Here is a 21,434-nt window from a genome sequence, read left to right as displayed (position 1 = left end):
TTCTTAAAAATTCATTATCAGTTTCACACTGATATTACGTCCCATATTGAAAACGCCCATTCTTCCCGTTGCCGGATTTTCAGGAGCATATTTCAGTCTGCTTAAATGACTTTGATAAGCCACATCAGCAAGATTTTCTCCACTAATGAACAAAGACATAAAGTCGCTCCGGTTGAACGCCTTAATATTTGTTCCGATACCTGCACTCAATAAAGTGTATGCGGGTGTTGCTGTTTCTGTTCCGTAAGCACTGAAAAACTTATCCTGCTGAAAGAAGTGGTTAATCCCAAATTTGATGTAAGCGTTGGAAAACGTTCTATTTACATTCCTTAATTCGGCTTTGATTTCGCCCCTGTATCTCGGGGCTGGGATAAACGGCAAGTATTTCGAGCTTTCGGGTTGGCTGCTTTGGGTAGCCTGTACATACGAAAATGAGTTTTCCAAATGCAGCCATTCTATCGGTTGCGGGTGTATGTCCAAATAAATTTCGCCACCAACTAAGGTAGCGTTGCCCGCTGTATATTGAAAGGCTGGCGCACCATCAACAGGGTCGGGAATAATTTCCGTTCCGTCTTCCGCAACAAGTTTTTCGAGATAGATATAATTTTGAATGAAGTTTACAAATGGCGTAAGCTCCAACGTAATGTGTTTGGAGTTCAGAAAATAGGCAACATCTATCTGGTGACTGATTTCTGATTTTAAATCAGGTGTTCCGAACAGATAACGAAACGTTCCCTCGTGTCTTCCGTTCGCTGACAGTTCCGTACTGTTCGGCGCTCTGAAACCTCTCGATACATTGAATTTTAACGTAGAATTTTTATCGACTTGATAAGACAATCCTAAGCTACCGGAAACGCCATTGTAGTTTTTATTAAAGGCACTGAACTTTAATTCCGCATCGGGGTCTGTACTTTGCACAGGCTCTTCGTCTTCATTAAGATAGAGTTCTTTTGAGTTCATAGACCTGTTGTCAAATCTAAGTCCTCCGGCTAAAGTGAGTTTGCCAAAAGTTTTCTGTGTAAAAAGAAATGCTCCGGCATCAAACAGATTATAGGCAGGTATCAAAAATTCTTCCCCTCTGTTGGTGTTGGATTGCCACATACCACCGATACCAACCGAAGTTTCCCAGCCTCTTGATTTTTCAAAATTATACCGCACATTATAATTAAGTGTGTTCAAATCAAAGAACAATGCCGGTTCATTGGGAGCGGCGGGGTTTTCATACTCTCTTCGTTTATTGTTCTGAAAACCGAAATCGGCATTAATTGTACCTTTATTCAATATGAAATAATTGTTGGAAGAAACGCCCAAATGGTTGATGGTCTGATGTGGAAAACCGACCTTATACCCTTTATAATCATTTCCGCTTGCAACTACTTCATCGCCATTGGCATTTTCATAGATAAATCTTCCTAACTCGTCCCTTTCGCCCTCTACAAGATTAAGCGTGTTGTTATAAGAGCTGACGGTGAGGTGCGAGTGTCCCCACCTTTTGTTTATTCCCAAGAACAAGCTGCCGTTAAGTTCCTTAAAACCCGAATTGAAGACTTTCCCATCGTAGGCATTTTGATAGTTGCCCGCAAATTTATTACTAAACCTGCCCAACCATTGTAAACCATCCTTATTGCCTGCATTGGAAAGGGAGTAGCCTATCAGGTTATTATTGCTTTGGTAATTCGTAGAAACCTGCGTTTTTATCTCACCTATTGGCAAGGCTTTAGGAGCAAGAAAGTTAAGCACTCCGGCAATACCGTCCGAGCCGTACATCAGGCTGCCGGGACCTTTCACTACTTCCACTCTGTCCACCGCATTCTCATCTATTTCAATACCGTGTTCATCTCCCCATTGCTGCCCTTCTTGACGAATACCGTTATTCAATGTAATCACCCTGTTGTATCCCAATCCTCTTATGGTAGGTTTTGAAATTCCCGTACCCGTTGTTATCTGGTTTACGCCCGGTATGTTTCTCAAACCGTCAATCAGGTTGGTAGCACTGTTTTGTTTTAAGGTGTTGCCGTCAACCGCTTTGACAATAACAGGGCTTAATCTTAGTTCTGTCGAGCGGGTTACACCTGTGATGATTAACTCGTTCAGCTCCGTAATGGCAGGACTTAATACAAAGTCCATAACCGTATCTTGTGCTATCGTTATTTTCTCGATTATTGGTTCATAACCTGTAAAACTTATCTCTAAAAGATATGTTCCCCGTTTCAGGTTTTTGATTTCATAATTACCGTTTACATCCGTTGTGGTTCCGGCTTTTAAATCAGCAATATAGACTGATACCCCGGCTAAATTTTTATTATTTTCCTGGTCTTTTACTGTACCGGAAATTCTGTTTTGTGCAAATATGTTTAAGGTTGCTGAAACAAAGGCAACCAATAGCAATACGCTTTTTAAATTCATAAATCTGATTTTTTAATTCTTATAATTTGAGCTGGATAAACAGACGCTCCGGCTGCTTACCTCTATAAAAAATCAAATTATTGGCGGACCTCTGTTTTGGGTTTCAGGAAGTGTGGCTTCGTAAAAATTTGCCTTATATAATGTATATTCCGAACGATGTTCAACATTAATGCAAACAAACTGTATAGCGGTAAAAAGATGAACAGATACACAATGATTGTCACAAAGAAAACACTTCTTTAATACTTTGCTAAGGTGGGCTTTATGTTCGCAGAAACTATTGCTGCCATCTGAATAGTAAACAGTTTTTTCACATTTGGTTGCTTTTTCAAATGCAATAATTTCATCGTGGTGGTGAAACATAAGTGCAGGGCTGTTGCCGAACAGGTATAACAGCAACAGAAAAAGTCCTGCAAATTTTATGTTTCTTTTATCTTTCAATTTTAGCTACGATATGGTTAAAAATGTTTTGGATTTTCCTGTAAACTCAACGGGTATCTACCAAAGACAATCCTGAAAATCGGTTGCCATATGTAACAATAAGCCCAGCGCAACAATCCTGACTATTTTGTTGCCGAACAGCAAGAGCAAGAAATACACTGCTATTGCATAATACGAATGCAGGTAGTGAAAGCCAACGCTGCATCTGTTCGGGTCGAATATCGGTTCTGCAAACAGGTGGTCTATATCAACAAGCATTGTTGCTAACAAAATTATCCAGACCATCTTCCATTCCTTTCTGAAAAACACGAAGGCAACCAATCCCGGAAAGAGAAGGTGCAAAGCGTAGTGGATAATATTTTGCAGTACGAATAAGGACATTTAGTTATTTTTCTTTGGTCGTTTTTTAGTCGGGTATGAAGCCTATTAATAGTTTATGTTGATTTGTTATGGAAATAAAGCCTTGCGGAAGTCTTATTCCACAAAGCCTTATTATTTCACCGCCAATTTTAGATGAAAAATTAGTGTTGATGTCCGTGTGCTTTGTCAGCAGCAGAAACCTCATTTTTAAATTTTCCAACCAACTTTTTGCCCTCATAGGTAATCGTAACGGTGCAATTCGTATGGATGCCATTTTTAGGCAATGCCACTGTCAATGCTCCATTTTTACCTGCGATAAGATTAGCTGTTGATTTACTGCCATTTTCAAAAGCAAATTCTACCGAGCCGGTAGCCGTTTTGGTTAACGTTTTAGCATTGGCATCCAGCACATAAAAAGTAAGCGCATTGTTGGCTTTTACCATTTCGATATGGTAGTTGTCAATATCTACCATTTTACCCCCGTGTGGAGCTGCACCGTGTCCGCTTTGAGCCATTGCAGGGCTAATTGCTAAAGTTGCAATAGCAACCACTAAAGCCATTCCGATTGATTTGATTTTTCTCATTTTTTTTGATTTTTAAAAAGTGAATAATTAAGAATTAAATTTTTACCCTAAGTAATTTGATTGAATTAAGAAACACCAGCGTATCAGGTAACAGGTGGATGATGGCTGCCTGCACCGGTCCTAAAACTCCCGTTAACACCAATGTGATACCTACAACGTGTACCACACCCACACCGCCGATGATATTTTCCTTAATTGTCCTGAATGCTTTTTTACTGATGGCTTTGGAACGGGCTATTTTTTCCAGCTTATCTTCCACCAATACAATATCAGCCGCTTCCATTGCAGCTTGTGTACCCACTATGCCCATAGAAATACCTACATTCGCCTGTACCAAAGCAGGTGCATCGTTAATGCCGTCACCAACCATTGCTACTTTTTCGCCTTTGGATTGTAGTTCCTGTATCGCCTTGATTTTGTCTTCAGGCAGCATATCTGCCCTGAATGATGTAATACCTAATTGTCCTGATACGTGTGCTGCCGTCTGTGGATTGTCGCCTGTGAGCATAATGATGTTTTCTACACCGCTTCTTTTCAATTCCTCAATCATTTCCTTTGCTCCCGGACGTATCGCATCTGACACATAAAACACAGATGCCGCATTGCCATCCACCGCCATATAGATAGCCGTATCGGTGAGGTTTTCGCTATTGACGGTTACGGAAATAGTATGGTCGTCCATCAGCGTTTTGTTACCTATCAGCACTTTTTTATTGTTGATGGTAGCACTGATACCTTTCCCTTTGAATACCTCAAAATCCGTAGGCTCTGATAACGAAGCACCCATATTGTCCGCATACATCAGTATAGCATTGGCAAGGGGGTGGCTGGAACGGTTTTCCGCTGATGCCGCTAATTGCACCAATTCTTTTTCAGTAAAGCTGTCATCGAGTATTTCAACTCTGTTTACGGTAGGCTTACCTATGGTCAATGTGCCTGTTTTGTCAAAAACAATGGTTTTTATCTTCGCCAATTCTTCCAAAAACTTACCGCCTTTTACAAGTATTCCTTCTCTTGCGGCTCTTGCTATGGCAGAAATGGTTACTAAAGGCGTAGCTAAGCCTAATTCGGCAGGCGAAGTGAAAATAAGCAGGGCTATCACGAGCTTTACATCTTTAGTTAGTAGGTAAACACCCAATACAAAAACGAAAACAACGGGTATCAGCCACGCCGCTACCTTATCCGTTAATTTTTCAATAGGGGCTTTACTGCTTTCTGCTTCTTCTACCAAAGCGATAATGCGTGAAAACACCGTATCTTTTCCCGCTTTGGTCATTTCTACGTCCAAAGCCCCTAACTCCAGTATTGTACCTGCAAATACTTCTGTACCGGAATTTTTTTCTACGGGTACGCTTTCTCCTGTTATGGGGGCTTGGTTTACAGACCCCGAACCCGCCACTATCTTACCGTCAACGGGTATTTTTTCGCCAGCCTTTACCACCACAATATCACCCACCGTCAGTGATGCAATAGATACGGGCTGCTCGTTACCGTCCTTTTTCAATATGGCTGTCTGTGGCACAGAACCGATGAGTTCCTTTATAGATGCTCTTGCTCTTTCACCGCTTGCACTGGCAATGTATTCGGCAATCAGGATAATCATCAGCACCACAGAACCCGCTAAATATTCTTTACCAACGACCGATACGATTACGGCAATGGAAATAAATAACTCCGTACCTATTTTCCGTTCCCTGATTAATTCGAGAATGGCAGTTTTTAGCAATGCGTATAAACCAAAAGCCGTAGCTGCCAGCAAGACGGGAAGTGGTATAATTTCTAAATAAAACAACAGGCTGGCAATACCCACTGTAATAATGCGTATGATTTCCCAAAAAAATTGCCGGGAAAAAAAGGTTTGTAAATAGTTCATATTGTTATGATATTAATGGGTATGCCCTTTGGATATACCCAAGTTTGAAATAACTACCGATAATATGAGCAATGCTATAAACAATACTACCCCAAGGGCAATCAAACCATACTTCATCTTTTTAGATAGGGGTCTGTTATTTGTACCTCCTTTTCTTTTCGGAGGAGGTACAAATTTTTTCCTCTTTCTTGTTTTCCGACTTCTATTTGTTCTTGATTTCATACAGTAGATAGCATTGTCTTATTCTTCCTCTTCAGCGTTTTTAATTGCCGAAAGAATGGTATAAGCATTTTTAGTAACTACCTTTAATGATTGCTGATTAACACTTTGAGGCAATTCGATAGCCGTATAGCCTTCCTGTTCCATACCTTTGGCAACTTGTACCAACTGGAAGGTATAGCCGTCTTTACTATCCGCTGTTTGAATAATGATGTAATCCAAACCGTCCAACTGAACAATGGCATCATTCGGTACTGCACTCTTTTGTTCCGTTCCTGTTTCTACCCACGCCTTTACATACATTCCCGGTAAAAGTTTTGCATCTTTGGTAAAGCGGCAAAGCACAGGTATCATTTTTTTGTCATCGGCTGCCTGACCTACCAAGTACACTTTTGCTGTGTGGCGGTAATCATTCTCATTAGATAATGAAAACTTAACCGTTTGCCCAACCTGAATTTTTCCCAAGTCTTTTTCAAAGGCATTTAAGGCAAGATGCAGGGCATCTGTACCTGTTATCTCAAACAGCACATCGGTAGGGGCAGCATATTTACCAATGTTGGTATTGCTGCTTTTGATATAACCTGAAATGGGTGCATAAATGCCCGCAGTTCTGGAAATTTTATTGCTGCTTTTTAAACTTGCGCTGCTGATGCCAATGAGTGCCATTTGCTGTTCTAATCCGGCAATACGGGCTTTCATTACATTATAATCTGAACTTACCTGTTGAAAAGTCTTTGCTGCATTCACATCCTCGTTTCTCAATTCCTGCTGCCTTTTGTATTCCTGCGATAAATATTCCAACCTGCCGATACTTTCCAGATATTCCTGCTGAATGGTAATAAATTCCGGGTTTTCAATGGTGGCTAATTGCTGTCCTTTTTTTACAGCTTGCCCCGGTAGCAGCCCTGCTGTTTTTATATAACCTCCCAATGGTGCTGACACTGTGGCTATACTGTTAGGGTCAGCTTCGATAGCTCCCGTCAGCTTGATGATATTACTTAGGTTTCTTAATTCGATAGCACCTGTTTGTATCTCTGATAGCTTATACTGGTCAGGAGTAAACGTAATTTGTCTGACCGAAGAAGCTGTGTCCGCCTTGCTTTCTGCGGTAGTCTGCTCCCCGGCAGCTTGCTCTTTTTTATCCTTACAGGATACTACCACTATTGCTGATAGCAGTAGGAGCGGTATATATTTTTTAAATGACCTATTCATTATTTTAATTTTTTTGAATGATTAATTTTTACCTGAAATTGCTTCTATGGAAATAACGACCCTGTTGAAATTATACAGGTTGTCTATATACTCCGAATGGATGTTATTGGATAGCGTAAGGTTTTGCAAATATTGTGTATAGGAAATATCACCGCTTCTAAAACCTTTATCCGAGTTGTTGATAATCAGGTCTGCCTGCGGCAATGCCTGTGTCTGATAATAGTTTATTGACTTCTGATATTTCACATACTCCTGCGCCAGCTCTTTTAATTGTCCGTTCAGGTTCATCGTTGTCAGTTCCACCTGTTTTTGTGCAATCTGCTCGTTGATTTTAGCCGCATTGATTTTGGATTTATAACCTCCGGGGAAAAGAGGAATAGCAACACCAATCTGGAAAAAATTAAACCGGTCTTTTCCGGTATAGGTTCTGTCTATACCGTTTATTGTTTGCAAGCCTTTGTAGGTTTGACCGTTATAACCTAAAATAATATCCGGTAGCATCTTGCTTCTCTCCAAAGAGATTTCTCTTTGGCTTACATTGATTTCCTGTTGCAGATATTGAATGATGGGATTATTGGCAGTAGATGCGTTATCCATAGGCAATAATATATCTCTTGGAACTAATGCGGTATCTGCTATACTGATATCATCGGTTGTGTTGAGCAATGTCTGTAAAAGCTGCTTGGCAATTTTTATATCGGCTTCGTTCTTTTCCAGCTCATTTTGAATTTGCCGGTACTGTACAGATGAAGTAGCATTTTCAAGGCTTGTACTTTCTCCTGTCCGGTATCTCACGTCGCTTGCTTTGCTTAGCTTACTAAAAATGGTGTCCTGCTCTAACAACAGCTTCCTTTTTTCCAAAATGTACTGGTATTGCAGGTAAGCCAGCTTCACGTCTTCTACAAGGTCGTTTTCGGTCACAGCTTTGTATTTTTCGCTGCTTTGTATTCTTTCCTGCGCCAGCTTTGACTGGTTGCCGTAAACCGTTGGAAAATCAAAACGCTGTGTAACACTGATTAAATTATCATTAATGGTAGGATTACTCACTACGCCCTGCGTATAGGAAATTTCTGTCTTAGGAATAGTAACGCTTCCTTTTTTTAAAGCCTGCTGGACATTGATGTTATACTCCGCTATCTTGATGCTGTTGTTGTTTTTTAACGCCTCGTCAATAGATTGCTGCAAGGTCAGCACTCTCGTTCCCGAATTGGATGGTACTTGCGCCTGCATTACAGATGGGAAACAGAAAAATCCCAATAGCAATATGGCGGTAGGTAAGGCTTTGTTTTTACGCATTTTGAAAGATGATTTAGTGAAGTAGATATACAGTACCGGCAGCACTACAAGGGTTAAAGCGGTTGCCGTTATCAGCCCTCCAATAACTACCGTAGCCAACGGGCGTTGTACTTCTGCACCTGATGAGCTGGACAAAGCCATTGGTAAAAAGCCTAAAGAGGCTACGGCGGCTGTCATCAATACAGGTCTTAACCTTACCCGAGTGCCAATACGCACCCTTTCGTAAATATCTTCTACACCGTCTTTTGCCAATCGGTTAAATTCCGCTATCAATACAATCCCGTTCAGAACCGCAACCCCAAACAACGCAATAAAACCTACACCTGCAGAAATACTGAAAGGCATATCCCTGATAAGTAGAGCAAATACACCGCCTATTGCAGACAATGGAATAGCTGTGAATATTAATAAGCCCTGCTTTACCGAACGGAATGTAAAGTATAAAAGCAATAGGATGAGCAATAGTGCGACAGGCAAAGCTACTGCCAGCCTTGCGTTGGCTTCTTCGAGATTTTTAAATTGCCCGCCATAGGTGATATAATAGCCTGATGGCATCTTAACCTTAGCATTCACAATATCCTGAATATCGTTTACGATGCTTTTTACATCTCGGTTTCTTACGTTGAAACCAAGTGTAATCCGTCTTTTCGCATTATCTCGCTGTATTTGTACCGGACCGGGTTTGTAAGCAATATTCGCCACCTCGCTTAAAGGGATTTGCTGACCTGTGGGCGTACTTACAAATAGATTTTGAACATCTGTAATGTCTGCTCTTGAAGCATTATCCAATCGTACTACCAAATCAAAACGTCTTTCTCCCTCGTACACCAAACCTGCTGCTTTACCGGCAAAGCCTGTTTCGATGGCACTGTTCACGTCCTCAACGTTCATTCCGTATTGGGCTATCTTATCTCGGTCAAACTGTATGCTGATTTGTGGTAAACCCGTAATTTCTTCCACATACAAATCTTCTACACCCTCAACATTTCTTATTTTCCGACCTACATCTGAAGCAAGGTCAGAAAGCACATCTAAATCTTCACCGTATATTTTTAAAACCACATCCTGCTTAGCACCGGTAAGCAATTCGTTAAAACGCATCTGTATGGGTTGCTGGAAACTGAATGTTGCATTGGGGATTACAGATAGAGATTGTTGCATTTTTTCAATCAGTTCTTCTCTGTCGCCTGCACTTGTCCATTCTTTTTTAGGCTTTAGCTTAACAACCATATCTCCCGCTTCAATAGGCATTGGGTCTGTCGGAATTTCACCCGAACCTATTTTGTTTACTACCTGTTCTACTTCGGGATAGTTCTTCAATAAAATGGTTTGTGCTTTTTGGGAAACGTCTATCATTTGGGTGATGGAGCTTCCCACGGGAACCCTTGTTTCCACTGCAAAATCGCCCTCGTCCAACTGCGGGATAAATTCACCGCCCATTCTGTTGAATGTGATAAGTGTGATGATGAACAATACCACTGCAACCGATACTACCAAAAGTTTTCGCTTCATCGCACCATTAATGATAGGTGTATAAACTTTCTGTATGGCTTTCATCATCCTGTCCGAAAAGTTTTCTTTGTGCGTTGTCTTTTTACTCAACACCAATGCAGACATCATCGGAACGTAAGTGAACGATAACAGGAATGCGCCTAAAATGGCAAAAGAAACTGTTTGTGCCATTGGTCCAAACATTTTACCCTCAACGCCTACCAATGCTAATAAAGGCAGGTACACGATTAAGATAATAATCTCGCCAAATGCTGCTGCGGAACGTATCTTACGGGACGACTGATAAACTTCTTCGTCCATTTGGTCTTGTGTCAGTTTAGCCACGCCACCGTACCGTTCCTTGCTACCTGTAATCCTATGCAACACCGCCTCAACTATAATGACCGTTCCGTCAACGATTATCCCGAAGTCAATTGCCCCCAAGCTCATCAGGTTTCCTGAAACTCCAAAAACCCGCATCATTGCTATTGCAAACAACATTGCCAGTGGAATTACAGAAGCCACTACCAATCCGCCTCGCAGGTTTCCTAAGAAAAGTATCAATACAAAAATTACAATTAATGCCCCTTCAATAAGGTTGGTTGAAACGGTTGAAATAGCTCCGTCCACCAATTTTTTACGGTCGAGGAAAGGCTCTATTTCTACACCTTCGGGTAAACCTTTCTGAATTTCCGCAATCTTTTCTTTTACATTGGTAATAACCTCCGATGAGTTAGCTCCTTTCAACATCATAACGATACCTGTAACGGTTTCGCCCTCACCGTTACGTGTGGCTGCTCCGTATCTTGGACCGTTGCCAAAACGAACTTCGGCTACATCTCTTAACAAAACGGGTACGCCTCCCTCGGTTTTTATAACAATTTTTTTGATTTCCTCAATGTTCTTTACCAAGCCTTCGCTTCGGATAAAGAAAGCATTCGGACCTTTATCAATATATGCACCTCCCGTATTTTGGTTGTTTTTTTCCAGTGCTGTGAAAATATCGGAGATATTAATGTTCTGGCTGGCAAGCCTGTCAGGTTCAATGGCGATTTCGTATTGCTTTACAAACCCTCCGAAGCCACTTACTTCCGCCACGCCGGGCGTACCTAATAGCTGCCGTTTAATAATCCAGTCCTGAATGGTTCTTAACTCTGTGGCATCGTACTTATCTTCATAGCCTTTTTTGGGATGGATAACGTATTGGTAGATTTCGCCCAAACCGGTGGTTACAGGAGCCATTTCAGGCGTACCCACCCCTTCGGGGATATTTTTAGCTGCAATAGTCAGCCTTTCCTGTACCTGTTGCCTGCCCCAATAGATGTCTACCTTTTCTTCAAATACAATGGTAACAATAGAAAGCCCAAAACGGGAAAAGGAACGCATATCCTTTATACCCGGAATGCTGACCATTGTCTGCTCCACGGGAAAGGTTACGAGCTGTTCCACTTCCTGCGCCGCCAGTGTAGGCGATACAGTAATGACCATCACCTGATTATCCGTGATGTCAGGTGTGGCATCAATAGGAAGTTTGGTAAGCGAATAGGAACCCCAGCAAATTAATGCCAGGGTAAATAATCCTATTACCAACTTATTCTTGATTGAAAAATGAATGATGTTATTTAACATATCATAATGTTATTAGAATATTTATTGTTTAAGAAGATACTGTCCTTTCATTTTGATTTTAACAGTAATGTTCTCATTGGAATTGTTTTTGAAATACCAGCCCTGCGGACCTTCAAACGGAGCGACTAAAGAGCCGACCATATTATTGGAATAGGCAATAGTATAGCTTTCAAAGTAGTTGCTGTTGTTCTTTACTTCGCCGTGAAAGTCAAAGTATAGCTCACCTTTATCGGTAATCCATTCATATTTCATCTGACCGTATTTCAACATATTTACTTTGTATTCCAATCCTTCGCCTGCCGGAATAACCACGCTTACCTCGTCTGTACGTTCTGCCAGTTGAGTGGCTGGTGGCGGGTTATCTGCCGCCGCTGGTTTGGCAACATCTGCCGGAGAGCCAACATTTTCCAGTTTTAGTATCTTGTGCGGTCCCGAAGCCAACGCTTCCGTACCTGCATCACCAACATACAGCTTGCTAAAGCCTGTTGCCTTGCCAATACCCAAAGGGTCTATCCCGTATTCAGCCGGGAGTACGGCACTTACCAAGAGTACCGCTCCAATAACCAAAGCAATAATGACCTGCTTTACAATGGATTTCTTATCTAAGATTTGATGTGCTATTTCTGCCATTTTGATATTTGTTAAGAGTTAAAATAACCGACTAACTGATAGCCGAATAATAAAAAGCCTGCTGCCATCAGCAACATATTTGTAACTGTTGAGAATTTTAGAAAACTCGGTGACCTTCTCCAATTAGTGATGATAAACAATACAAGGGCTAAGGCTATGAACTGACCTATCTCTACACCGATATTGAAGCCAAGCAGGTTGGTCAATAAGCCGGTTCGGTCAAAGCTCAATTCCTGTAACTTACTGGCTAAACCAAACCCGTGAAAAAGTCCAAAGATTAAGACTGCCGCTTTGGTATTGGGCTGACGTCCTAAAAACCTTTGAAAGCCTCCTAAATTATCGAAGCCTTTATACACGATAGACAATGCAATAATGGCATCAATCAGATAGGCATTGATTGCCATATCTGCCAATACACCCAGCAATAGGGTAATACTGTGACCAATGGTAAAAAAACTCACATAAAGCAGTACTTCTTTTGGGCGATACAGAAAAAAGATAACGCCTACAAGAAAGAGCAGGTGGTCATACCCGGTGAGCATATGCTTTGCCCCGATATACAGAAAAGGAACGAAAGCTACTCCCGAATTGCCGCTTAAAAATGTCTGGGTATCCTCATCTACTCCGTGAGCATACGCCGCCCCTGAAACCAATATCAGTAGGGCTATTGATAGAAAAATTTTGATATACTTCATTTCCGGATTTTTTGTTAATTGAAAGCATAGCATCGAGGATGTGCATAGGTGAATACACACATCTCACGATGTACAGTTTGTGAAATCAATTATGCACACGGATTAAGCGTAATCCCCAAAAGGATTAATGCTTGTGTCCGTGAGCTTTGTCTATGCTGTCCTGATTAACTTTAGGCTGCGCAGCAGATTTATCTGTGCTGTCAGCAGGTGTATGATTACCCGCAGGGTCGTGGGAATGACCGTGAGCCTTGTCAATGCTGTCCTGATTGACTGCCGGAGCTGTTAGTTCCTGTTCTGAATTTGAATTATCCGAAGAAGATTTTTCGCTGTTATTGCAAGCTGTAAACGCAAGTGCAGCAAATGCCGCTATAATGAATGATTTTTTCATCGTTAAAATAAATTTGATATTAAAAAAGAAATAATTCGCCCGTAGGATTGGGCGTAACTCAAATTTTAACTTTCAGAGAATGAAAGTTAAGCAACGATGAAAGAGGGAGGTCCCCGAAGGGTGTATGCTCCGAGGAGCGGTGGTAAATAAATAAAGTGTCCATCAGGTGGAAACGTGTGTTTCTGATAGACAACTATATATTCAACAGGCGGAATGAAATCAATCGGTAAAGCCTTGATTGATTTTACATCATCCTTTGAAATAACAATTCTGGTTTCGCTTGAATTAGTAAAAGATACGTGTTCGCCAGCGTGTATAAAACCCGAAAAGGCAAGCTCTAAAGGTGTTTCTTTACTATTGTTATGATGATTGTTGCCATTCTGATGCCCGTCATTGGCAATATCTGCGTGGTGGTGGTGCGATACAATGCCGTGCCCCAAAATAACTAATTGGGCAGCAATTAAAAACAATATGGCAATATATTTACGCAACATTATGGCAAAGATATACAAATAAGTTCATTTGGTAATAATTCGGTGCAAAAAAATGAATTTAGCCCCCAATAAAATATTACAATGGCAGATGCTTAAATTTAAAAAGCCTTTTACACAGGCTCAACAGGAATATGGATTGCTCTCTCCATATTTTCGTAAGGATTTGTCAGCGGGCTTTGCGGTAAAATCTCAAATGCAAAAGGTTGTTTAATCCTGTAAGGGCTTTGATGCAGCCATTCGTATAAGCTGTGAAAAGTATGGAATATTTGTTTTGTATCGCCTGTAATGCCACATACGGCAAACTTTCCGCCGTCAATGTTTAGTATATCAATGCCTTTGGGTATCTCCTGATGTGCCTGTAACGTTATTCCTGCCTGATATATGCCTGCGTGTGGATTGACAATGCCGACAAATTGCGTGTTCACAGTCAGTAAATCCCTTGCCTCTGCAAACTGAATAACTCTTTTGAAACTCTTATGAATTTCTCCGATGTCTGTTAAAGGTGCATTTACAAAAATGACTTTAAGCGATTGGGCTTTTTTTATTTCAATGCTCAAATCCTTTTCCCTGCCGTTATTATCATTTACGAAAAAGTTCCCATTGATTTTTATATGCTTCAGGTACTTTGTAATAGTCGTGTGGTCTTTTGACGGAATGTTCCGCAATTCCTCTGCCGAAATACCAAAGAAATTCCTAAAGCTCCTTGCAAATGTAGAAGATGAAGCAAAACCGTTATCCAGTGCAATTTCGGTAATGGATTTGTGCGTATGTGTGAGCAAATAATGGGCAACATTTATCATTCTTACCTTTATGATAAACTGTTTCGGGCTTTCGCCAGTTACCTGCTTAAATATTTTTTGGAAATGAAAAGGCGAATAATTAGCGATGCCCGCAAGTTGTGCTAACGAAAGCTCCTCTTGCGGGTTTTGCTGAATGAAGTTGATAACTGCATTGATTTTCTTTTTATGTTCCGTTGAAATATCAAACATCGCTTACAAAGGTAATCAAAATACAGGCTAATGGTTTGAGTGCTGCTCCATTCCGTTGTGGTGTGGCGGTGTATGATGCCCTGAATGAAAATGATGAATAATGCCGTGAACAATGGTTGCAACAAGGATGAGGTGAAGCATCACAAGAACGACTTTACTGAAATGGCGATACCATTTTCCAAGCGAATGCCTGTCTATGTAAATCCTCAAAAAAACGGCTGCAATCAACGTCAATAATTCAAAGGTCAAAAGACCTGCTAAATGTAAGTGAAACATAATTTTATATGTAAGCTGATTAAATTAAAAAAAGCAAAGAGCAACCTTATATTGTTACTCTTTGCTGTAACTGCGTTCATCATTTTTTAACAACAAGTTTTTCAGTTGCGGCATTAAACTCAATCGCCTTTTTGTTGCTTTCGGCAACTCTCGATTGTTTGCCGTGAATGATTTTTCCCAAAGGGCAAATACCGTCAGCAGGTGGTTGGTGTCCTACGTGCAATGCCGCTCCAAGTGTAAGAACAGAAGCCGCACTTAACATTACAATTTTACCTTTCATATTATTTTCGACAGTGATTATAGTGCTGTCCCCGCACTTCTAATAATTTACTAAGGCAAAGATTGAATGTTTACATTGCATACACTTTACAAAACGAGGGAAGTAGTTTGCATTTCTTGCGATTGTTGCCAAAACATTTAAAGAACTTTCACTATTCGGCTATTGTTCCTGCACCAAATGCTGTAAGTTCGGGTCGTTCTTGATACGCTCCATTTCGCTGACTACAATATTCAGTATATCAGATTTTATCTGTTTGTAATTGCTTTCAATTTCCTGCTTCATTTTATCCTCGCCCTGCTCATTTACAAAAGATAAGATTTGCGGTATCTTTTGATAGGCTTTGCTTTCTGCTGCTACCTTTTCATTATCTACCACAATTTCGGCGTGAAAAATCTTTTGCTCGATACGTTCATCAAAGTTATCTGATACAGAACCGACAAACATCCCTTGCGTTAAAGTTGAGATTTTGGAAGCGGGAATAAGGCTGTCTAACTGTGTGGAGATAGAGGTAGATTTATCGTTGCGGTTAATCGTCATACTTTGGCGTTTCTGCAACACTTTACCAAAGCGTTCTGATAGGCTCTTTGCCGTTTCTCCAACCACCTGACCACTAAAAATATTGCCTACGGTATTCTGTATTACCTTGCTTTCTTTATCGCCGTAATCCCTCGTCAATTGCGAAAAATCCTGAAAGCCCAAGCAAACCGCTACCTTATTACTTCTCGCCGTTGCGATAAGATTGTCCAGTCCCCGAAAATAAATGGTGGGCAATTCGTCTATGATAACCGAACTTTTAAGCTGTCCTTTTTTGTTGATGAGCTTTACAATTCTTGAATTGTATAAGCCCAATGCTGCGGAGTAGATATTTTGACGGTCGGGGTTATTGCCTACACATAAAATTTTCGGCTCTTTCGGATTGTTGATGTCGAGCGTGAAATCATCGCCTGTCATCACCCAATAAAGGCTCGGCGAAATCATTCTTGATAAAGGAATTTTTGCCGATGCAATTTGTCCCTGTAACTGGTCTTGTGCGCCGCCTTGCCACGCATCCATAAAGGGCGACAAATAATTTTCCAAATCGGGGTAAGAGGTTAAAATCGTGAACACGTCCGAATACTTTTTATTCAGCAATTCAATGGCGTGTGGGAACGTACAATACTTACCATTCTCGTAGATTTTCAGATACCAAATAATGGCAGCCAATAAGATAATTGGGCTTTCTACGAAGAAATCGCCCTGCTTCTGTATCCAGCTTCGGTTGAGGTTTAGCATTATGGTATAAGCCGCTTCGTAAGCATCGGATATGTCGGTCATAAAATCGGGATTGAGTGGATTGCAACGATGGCTCTTGCGTGGGTCGTCAAAATTTATCACGTAAAATTTTGGCTGTACTTTGTACTTGTCCCTGTGCTTCAGTAAATGATTGTAGGCAATGGTAGAAAGGTCGTCAAACTTGAAATCGTATATGTACATACTGAAACCTTTCTCTATCTGCTGCTTGATGTAGTTATTTACAATCGCATACGATTTACCCGAACCCGGAGTGCCTAACACAATTGATGCCCTGAATGGATTGACGATGTTAATCCAGCCGTTGTTCCATTTTCCTTTGTAATAAAACTTCGTGGGAAGATTGACAGAGTATTCGTTTTCCATCAACTTGGTTTCCTGCTGAAAGCTCTCGTTCTCGTTGTTGAAAACATCGTCCATCAGGTTGTTGCGAAGCAAACGGCTCATCCAAACGCCAGCGACCATTAAGGCGATATACCCTAAACCTGTGGTTAAGATATACAGAAATGTAGCGATTAATAACGGTAGCTTTAGTAAAGGGAAATTCAGAAAGAACAGGATAATACCGATTGCTAAAGCCACATAGATTTTAGACCAGGTTATCTTCTCATCTTTAACGCCCTTTGTTCCCAAACAGCTCAAAGCCAACAAAACCAAAGCGAAGACTTTGGTATATAAGGTATGCGAAAACAGCCCTGCCGTTCGCTGAAAGTTGCCTAATATTTTATTGATTAACTCCAATGTCCAGCCACGCTCTATAAAGAAACCGTAGCAGAACCAATAAAGGTGCATCAGCACTATGATGATGCTTACTGCCCGCATAAAAGCCATTATCTTGGCAAGTCCTCTTAAATCGTCTTCTCCCTGCATTTTTGTAAAATTTTAAATGTTCGGGCGTGAATTTAGAAGCTGTGTTGTGTGGCTATAAGAATGTGGCAGTGAATGGCAGTGTTTGGCATTAAGAGGCTATAAAGCCTTCAATACCGTTCAGGTAATCCAATGATTTTTTTTAAATTTATACTCGTGAAAACCATTTTGCTATTCTCGTCTGTTGGAACAAGCAAGATTTAAAAGAGGAATGCTATGAATTGGAATAATCCTGATGCTTATCCCGGAGAAACTGAAGAAGAATATGAAATTCGGAAAAGAGGTGAAAGCCAAGCTGCCACCGGATTAATGTCTGGGATAATAAAGTTTTTTCTTTTCGGCTTAAAAATAGCGGCTATTTTCGGCGTGTTCTTTTACGCCGGGTTTTTGCTGTCGCAAAAATTGTGGGGCAAAGAAACTGATAACTTTAAGATTTGGGCATTCTCCCTATTATTTGCCTACCTCATCTTCTGCATCGTTTATTTTTTGAAAGGAACTATTATAGGATTACGGAGAAAGAACCAGAGGCTATGGATATTACCGTGGGCTATCTGTGTTTTATTATGCTGCATTGTTCCTGCATTCATTATAAAATCAATAGTAGCTGGTATGTTCAGCGTGACAGAACGAGATAGTATATGGTGTATCGGGCTAAGCTGGGGAGCGTTTGTACTTTCCGCATTATACATCTACGGTATTTATCAATTCAAAACACCTACTGCACCTAAGATTTTGCATTGGAGCTATGCGTTGGGGCTGAAAGTTTCTACATAATAGGCAAAGAAAAACCTGTTACTGACCTCGTTTGCGCTTCCTTTTCTTTTTCATTCTATTGGCAAAATCCTGTTCCTCGTAATCCTCGCCCTGTGCTTCGGGAATGAGCAAACCGCCCAACGCTTCAACCAACCCGTCTTCATTTTTATCGGTAGTAACAAAATCAAACAAATGGTGGGGTTCTTCCGCAGGAAGATCTGCATCATTTGTCCTTGCTATTTTCGGTATTAGCTTATCAGGCTCTTTTATCTCCGGCTTAATGTTGTTATTCCAGTAATCATTAAAGGTATTGGCAGAAAGCTCTGTTGCTAAACGTGAACCGTTCCAAACCGTTTTGGAATTGTGGTCAATAAAAGTGATACCGTAAATACGTCCTGTATCATTCCGGCGCACTACTATGTTAATGCCCTGTTCTCCTAACTGCTTTTTAAATGCCTGTTCATCGCTTGTGGTTTTCAGGGCTATGGTAACGGCAGATTTTAGGGTCTGCTTGGTAGGATTGTCTTTCAATGCCGTTTTGCATTTCGCAAAATGCAATTCCAAAGCCGGAAGCCCTGCGCTCTTGCCAAACAAGGAAGCCTTGAACGGATGCCCGGCTCTTTCGCCTTTTTCATTCAACGGAATATATAATAAGCCCTGCTGCATTTTTCCTTGTAATTCGCCCTCTATTTTCTCGGTGGTAATATTGAACAGGGAAAGCAGGGCATTGTATTCGCCCAAAGTTTGGTATTGGTAGTAGTTCGGCAGGTGGCGAACGACCGAAGCTATTTGGCTTTTTACATCGCCCGCCCGATAATCTACCGGACGGAAAACCTTATCAGTCTGGTTACGTTCTTTGTCCGTAGCCGGTATTAAATGATATTGTTTTTCCAGTTCCCGGCATACATTCATCGACCGCATTTTCTCAAATTTGTCCGAAATCTTTTTGCCCTGCTCGTCCACACATACCGATACGATGTGAATGTGGCTGCGGTCAATATCAGTATGCTTGAATACAATAAAAGGCTGCTCGCCGTAACCCATTTCCCGCATATACTGCTGTGCCATTTCCCGAAATTTATCATCATTTACGATGTCTTTCGGGTCGGGATTGAGCGAAATATGCAGCGTATGTTTCTCGGTATTGCGGTTGGCTATCAGATAAGGAGCGAAAGATTGGGCTAATTGCGCAACCGTATATTGACCGCTTGCGGTTTCAATCATCTTATTGGCAAACAGAATTTGTCCGTTTTCTTTTTCAATTTTCAGGTTATTGTATGCCAATGCACCATATAAATTTCCGCTCCTACCGATTTTTGCTATCACTTTTTAGAATGGTTTTTGAGGTATTTTGCTTCAAATTCTTCGGTCAGTTCAATGATTTTTCTACATAACATCGCCATTTCAGCCGTCTGTTTTTCCAGCTTAAAGAGGTAAGCCGATGCTTTTTTCTGTGAAAAATTCTTGTAAAGCAGCTTAATAATCTGGTTGTAATTCACGCCAACGTTGCGGAACTGGCTGTGAAAAGAGGTCAGCCGCATATAAAAATCAACCGTTCCTTTGTCAATCTGAATGGTCTTTATCGTCTTGTCAAAGATGCGGGATTTGATAAAGTGTGCCTTTACATCCATATTCGACTGGTCAAACAGGGCAAGAAACTTGGCGTTTTCCTCTTCGTTAAGAGAAAGCGAATACCTGAATATCGCTGGGTCTGTTTTAAGTGGACGACCAATGGGTTTTCTCACTTGTCTTTTGTTGTTCTCGTTCATAATAAATCCATTTTTAACCTATACAAAACCCTGACTTCGGAAGGTGTTTTCCAGCCCCCTGCAAGGGCAAGTTGTTCTGCATCGGAAAATACTTTTGAGATGCTGAGAACACAACTTGCCGTGTTCTGTTGAACACAAAAATCCGCCCTGCGGGACGGATTGAATGTAACAGGGAAAAACGGCTCGATGCCGTTCCCCATTTTTTCCGATTTGTCAAAATATGCTTGCATAAATCCGTTAATAAAAATCATTCTACAAAGTAACTACCTCTTATTAAGAGTATTGCAATGCGATACCCGGACAAATACTGCCTTTGAACGCCAAACACTGCCACAATGAAATAAGCACCTATCTATCTGCATTTCTTTGTACATAGAAACAGAGATAAGGGCGCAGATAAGTATGCAGGTAACAACATAAGTACCTGATTAAAAAAGTAGCTAAGTGCAATTGTACGGAGATAGAAAAATACCTGCCGACATACCTGAACAGATAGTTGAGCAAGTAAAAATGCAGGTACGCATATCGGCAGATATGCAGATGCAAACCTGCATATCTGCATACAATCCTAAAGAAGTATTCAGGTACATCGCTAATGGAGCGCATACCTGCCTAAGTAATTACATACCTATATGCCTATGTACAGGATGATATAGGTAGAAGCCTGCGGAGATACGGACATAAGTAATTGAGTATATAAATAAGTAAAAACAGTTGTAATATGAACGAAAAACAAAAACCAGTATTTATCGCCTTTTCATCCCAAAAAGGCGGTGTAGGTAAAAGCACCTTTACTACGCTTGTTGCAAGTACAATGCACTACCGGTTAGGCTACAATGTTGCCGTATTCGATGCGGATTTTCCACAGCACAGCCTGATGAAAATGAAAGACCGTGATTTGAAAATGATAATGGAAAACGAGGCTTTGAAAAAGCTGGCGTACAAACAATTTACCACTATCAACAAAAAAGCCTATCCAATAATACAGCACAAGGCAAACAGCGTACTGGAAGAAGCCCACGAATTTGTAAGCAGCTCTTCAGTGCCACTTGATGTGGTATTCTTTGACCTGCCCGGAACGGTGAACACACCCGGCATCCTGAAAGCACTGGCAGGAATGCACCACATTTTTACGCCCATTACGGCAGACCGTGTGGTAATGGAAAGTACGCTCATTTTCACACAGCTTTTGCAGGACGTGATTATGAAGAAAGGAGAAACCGATATAAAAACCATTAACCTGTTTTGGAACCAAGTGGATGGAAGGGAAAGTACCCCGCTATACGGTATATATAATCAGCTTATCGAACAGTTAGGGTTAAGCCTGATGCAAAGCCAAATCAAAAACAGCACACGCTTCCGCAAGGAAAGCGAAGTAAACAGCAAAACCATATTTCGCTCAACCCTGATGCCGCCCGATGAGCGGCTGATGAAAGCCTGCCAGTTGGACGAGTTTATGAGCGAATTTTTAAAAATCATTCAATTATAGTCC

Annotated in this window: 24 protein-coding genes; 5 read left to right on the top strand and 19 right to left on the bottom strand. The window is 41.0% G+C overall.

What is annotated here, in order from left to right:
• Positions 1-3: 3 nt before the first annotated feature.
• The 16 genes from QW060_RS12685 to QW060_RS12610 all read right to left on the bottom strand — a co-directional run bounded on the left by QW060_RS12685 (position 4) and on the right by QW060_RS12610 (position 15,245).
• The gene (locus QW060_RS12685) at positions 4-2,406 is read right to left on the bottom strand and encodes a TonB-dependent receptor (RefSeq protein WP_024567731.1); all 2,403 of its coding nucleotides are present in this window, start codon (positions 2,404-2,406) and stop codon (positions 4-6) included.
• A gap of 72 nt (positions 2,407-2,478) precedes the next feature.
• Positions 2,479-2,847 (bottom strand): hypothetical protein, encoded by a 369-nt coding sequence (locus QW060_RS12680; RefSeq protein WP_024567732.1) that lies wholly within the window; start codon positions 2,845-2,847, stop codon positions 2,479-2,481.
• 57 nt (positions 2,848-2,904) lie between these two features.
• Positions 2,905-3,228, bottom strand: coding sequence for a DUF6122 family protein (locus QW060_RS12675; RefSeq protein ID WP_024567733.1), 324 nt, complete (start codon positions 3,226-3,228; stop codon positions 2,905-2,907).
• A gap of 25 nt (positions 3,229-3,253) precedes the next feature.
• Positions 3,254-3,412, bottom strand: coding sequence for a hypothetical protein (locus QW060_RS12670; protein ID WP_290363866.1), 159 nt, complete (start codon positions 3,410-3,412; stop codon positions 3,254-3,256).
• On the bottom strand, positions 3,369-3,791 hold the full coding sequence (locus tag QW060_RS12665; protein WP_024567734.1) for a hypothetical protein: 423 nt from the start codon (positions 3,789-3,791) through the stop codon (positions 3,369-3,371). Before QW060_RS12665 ends, QW060_RS12670 begins: the two co-directional genes overlap by 44 nt.
• Positions 3,792-3,825: 34 nt before the next feature.
• Positions 3,826-5,664 carry a heavy metal translocating P-type ATPase gene (locus tag QW060_RS12660; protein ID WP_024567735.1) on the bottom strand — a complete coding sequence of 613 codons (1,839 nt, stop codon included), beginning with the start codon at positions 5,662-5,664 and terminating at the stop codon, positions 3,826-3,828.
• 12 nt (positions 5,665-5,676) lie between these two features.
• Positions 5,677-5,886: a hypothetical protein gene (locus QW060_RS12655; protein ID WP_290363865.1), complete on the bottom strand. Its 210-nt coding sequence runs from the start codon at positions 5,884-5,886 to the stop codon at positions 5,677-5,679.
• 18 nt (positions 5,887-5,904) lie between these two features.
• Positions 5,905-7,095 (bottom strand): efflux RND transporter periplasmic adaptor subunit, encoded by a 1,191-nt coding sequence (locus tag QW060_RS12650; RefSeq protein WP_024567736.1) that lies wholly within the window; start codon positions 7,093-7,095, stop codon positions 5,905-5,907.
• 21 nt (positions 7,096-7,116) lie between these two features.
• Entirely contained in the window at positions 7,117-11,511 is a 4,395-nt protein-coding gene (locus QW060_RS12645; RefSeq protein WP_024567737.1) for a CusA/CzcA family heavy metal efflux RND transporter, read from the bottom strand.
• Positions 11,512-11,532: 21 nt separating this feature from the next.
• Entirely contained in the window at positions 11,533-12,141 is a 609-nt protein-coding gene (locus QW060_RS12640; protein ID WP_024567738.1) for a hypothetical protein, read from the bottom strand.
• A gap of 11 nt (positions 12,142-12,152) precedes the next feature.
• Complete coding sequence (locus QW060_RS12635) at positions 12,153-12,836, bottom strand: HupE/UreJ family protein (protein WP_024567739.1); 684 nt, start codon at positions 12,834-12,836, stop codon at positions 12,153-12,155.
• A 124-nt stretch (positions 12,837-12,960) separates the two neighbouring features.
• Complete coding sequence (locus tag QW060_RS12630) at positions 12,961-13,224, bottom strand: hypothetical protein (RefSeq protein WP_024567740.1); 264 nt, start codon at positions 13,222-13,224, stop codon at positions 12,961-12,963.
• An 86-nt stretch (positions 13,225-13,310) separates the two neighbouring features.
• A complete protein-coding gene (locus tag QW060_RS12625) occupies positions 13,311-13,718 on the bottom strand; it encodes a hypothetical protein (protein ID WP_024567741.1) in 408 nt (135 codons plus the stop codon).
• A gap of 110 nt (positions 13,719-13,828) precedes the next feature.
• Positions 13,829-14,707 (bottom strand): helix-turn-helix domain-containing protein, encoded by an 879-nt coding sequence (locus QW060_RS12620; RefSeq protein WP_024567742.1) that lies wholly within the window; start codon positions 14,705-14,707, stop codon positions 13,829-13,831.
• Positions 14,708-14,734: 27 nt separating this feature from the next.
• Positions 14,735-14,983: a hypothetical protein gene (locus QW060_RS12615; RefSeq protein WP_133147453.1), complete on the bottom strand. Its 249-nt coding sequence runs from the start codon at positions 14,981-14,983 to the stop codon at positions 14,735-14,737.
• A 79-nt stretch (positions 14,984-15,062) separates the two neighbouring features.
• Entirely contained in the window at positions 15,063-15,245 is a 183-nt protein-coding gene (locus QW060_RS12610) for a hypothetical protein (protein ID WP_048498773.1), read from the bottom strand.
• Positions 15,246-15,325: 80 nt separating this feature from the next.
• Here QW060_RS12610 and QW060_RS12605 point away from each other — a divergent pair, with 80 nt between their 5' ends.
• Entirely contained in the window at positions 15,326-15,466 is a 141-nt protein-coding gene (locus QW060_RS12605; protein WP_290363864.1) for a hypothetical protein, read from the top strand.
• Here QW060_RS12605 and mobC read toward each other — a convergent pair.
• Positions 15,423-17,423, bottom strand: a complete 2,001-nt coding sequence (mobC, locus tag QW060_RS12600; protein WP_024567744.1) for a conjugal transfer protein MobC — start codon at positions 17,421-17,423, stop codon at positions 15,423-15,425. The two genes, QW060_RS12605 and mobC, sit on opposite strands and share 44 nt — an antisense overlap.
• 213 nt (positions 17,424-17,636) lie before the next feature.
• Between mobC and QW060_RS12595 the strand changes: the two genes are divergently transcribed.
• A complete protein-coding gene (locus tag QW060_RS12595; RefSeq protein WP_024567745.1) occupies positions 17,637-18,194 on the top strand; it encodes a hypothetical protein in 558 nt (185 codons plus the stop codon).
• Positions 18,195-18,212: 18 nt separating this feature from the next.
• On the opposite strand, the gene mobB is transcribed toward QW060_RS12595, so the two are convergent.
• Positions 18,213-19,499, bottom strand: a complete 1,287-nt coding sequence (gene mobB, locus QW060_RS12590; protein ID WP_024567746.1) for a conjugal transfer protein MobB — start codon at positions 19,497-19,499, stop codon at positions 18,213-18,215.
• On the bottom strand, positions 19,496-19,942 hold the full coding sequence (gene mobA, locus QW060_RS12585; RefSeq protein ID WP_002996037.1) for a conjugal transfer protein MobA: 447 nt from the start codon (positions 19,940-19,942) through the stop codon (positions 19,496-19,498). Before mobA ends, mobB begins: the two co-directional genes overlap by 4 nt.
• A 186-nt stretch (positions 19,943-20,128) precedes the next feature.
• Here mobA and QW060_RS12580 point away from each other — a divergent pair, with 186 nt between their 5' ends.
• From QW060_RS12580 to QW060_RS12570, 3 genes are all read left to right on the top strand, one after another.
• Positions 20,129-20,281, top strand: coding sequence for a hypothetical protein (locus QW060_RS12580; RefSeq protein ID WP_290363863.1), 153 nt, complete (start codon positions 20,129-20,131; stop codon positions 20,279-20,281).
• Between the two features lie 105 nt (positions 20,282-20,386).
• Positions 20,387-20,593, top strand: coding sequence for a hypothetical protein (locus tag QW060_RS12575; RefSeq protein WP_002996033.1), 207 nt, complete (start codon positions 20,387-20,389; stop codon positions 20,591-20,593).
• Between the two features lie 70 nt (positions 20,594-20,663).
• Positions 20,664-21,431: a ParA family protein gene (locus QW060_RS12570; protein ID WP_024567747.1), complete on the top strand. Its 768-nt coding sequence runs from the start codon at positions 20,664-20,666 to the stop codon at positions 21,429-21,431.
• Positions 21,432-21,434 lie beyond the last annotated feature (3 nt).

The sequence above is a fragment of the Paenimyroides ceti genome (genome assembly GCF_030409925.1).
The sequence above is the reverse complement of the archived record's forward strand: the minus strand, read 5'-3'. Positions and strand labels throughout refer to the sequence as shown.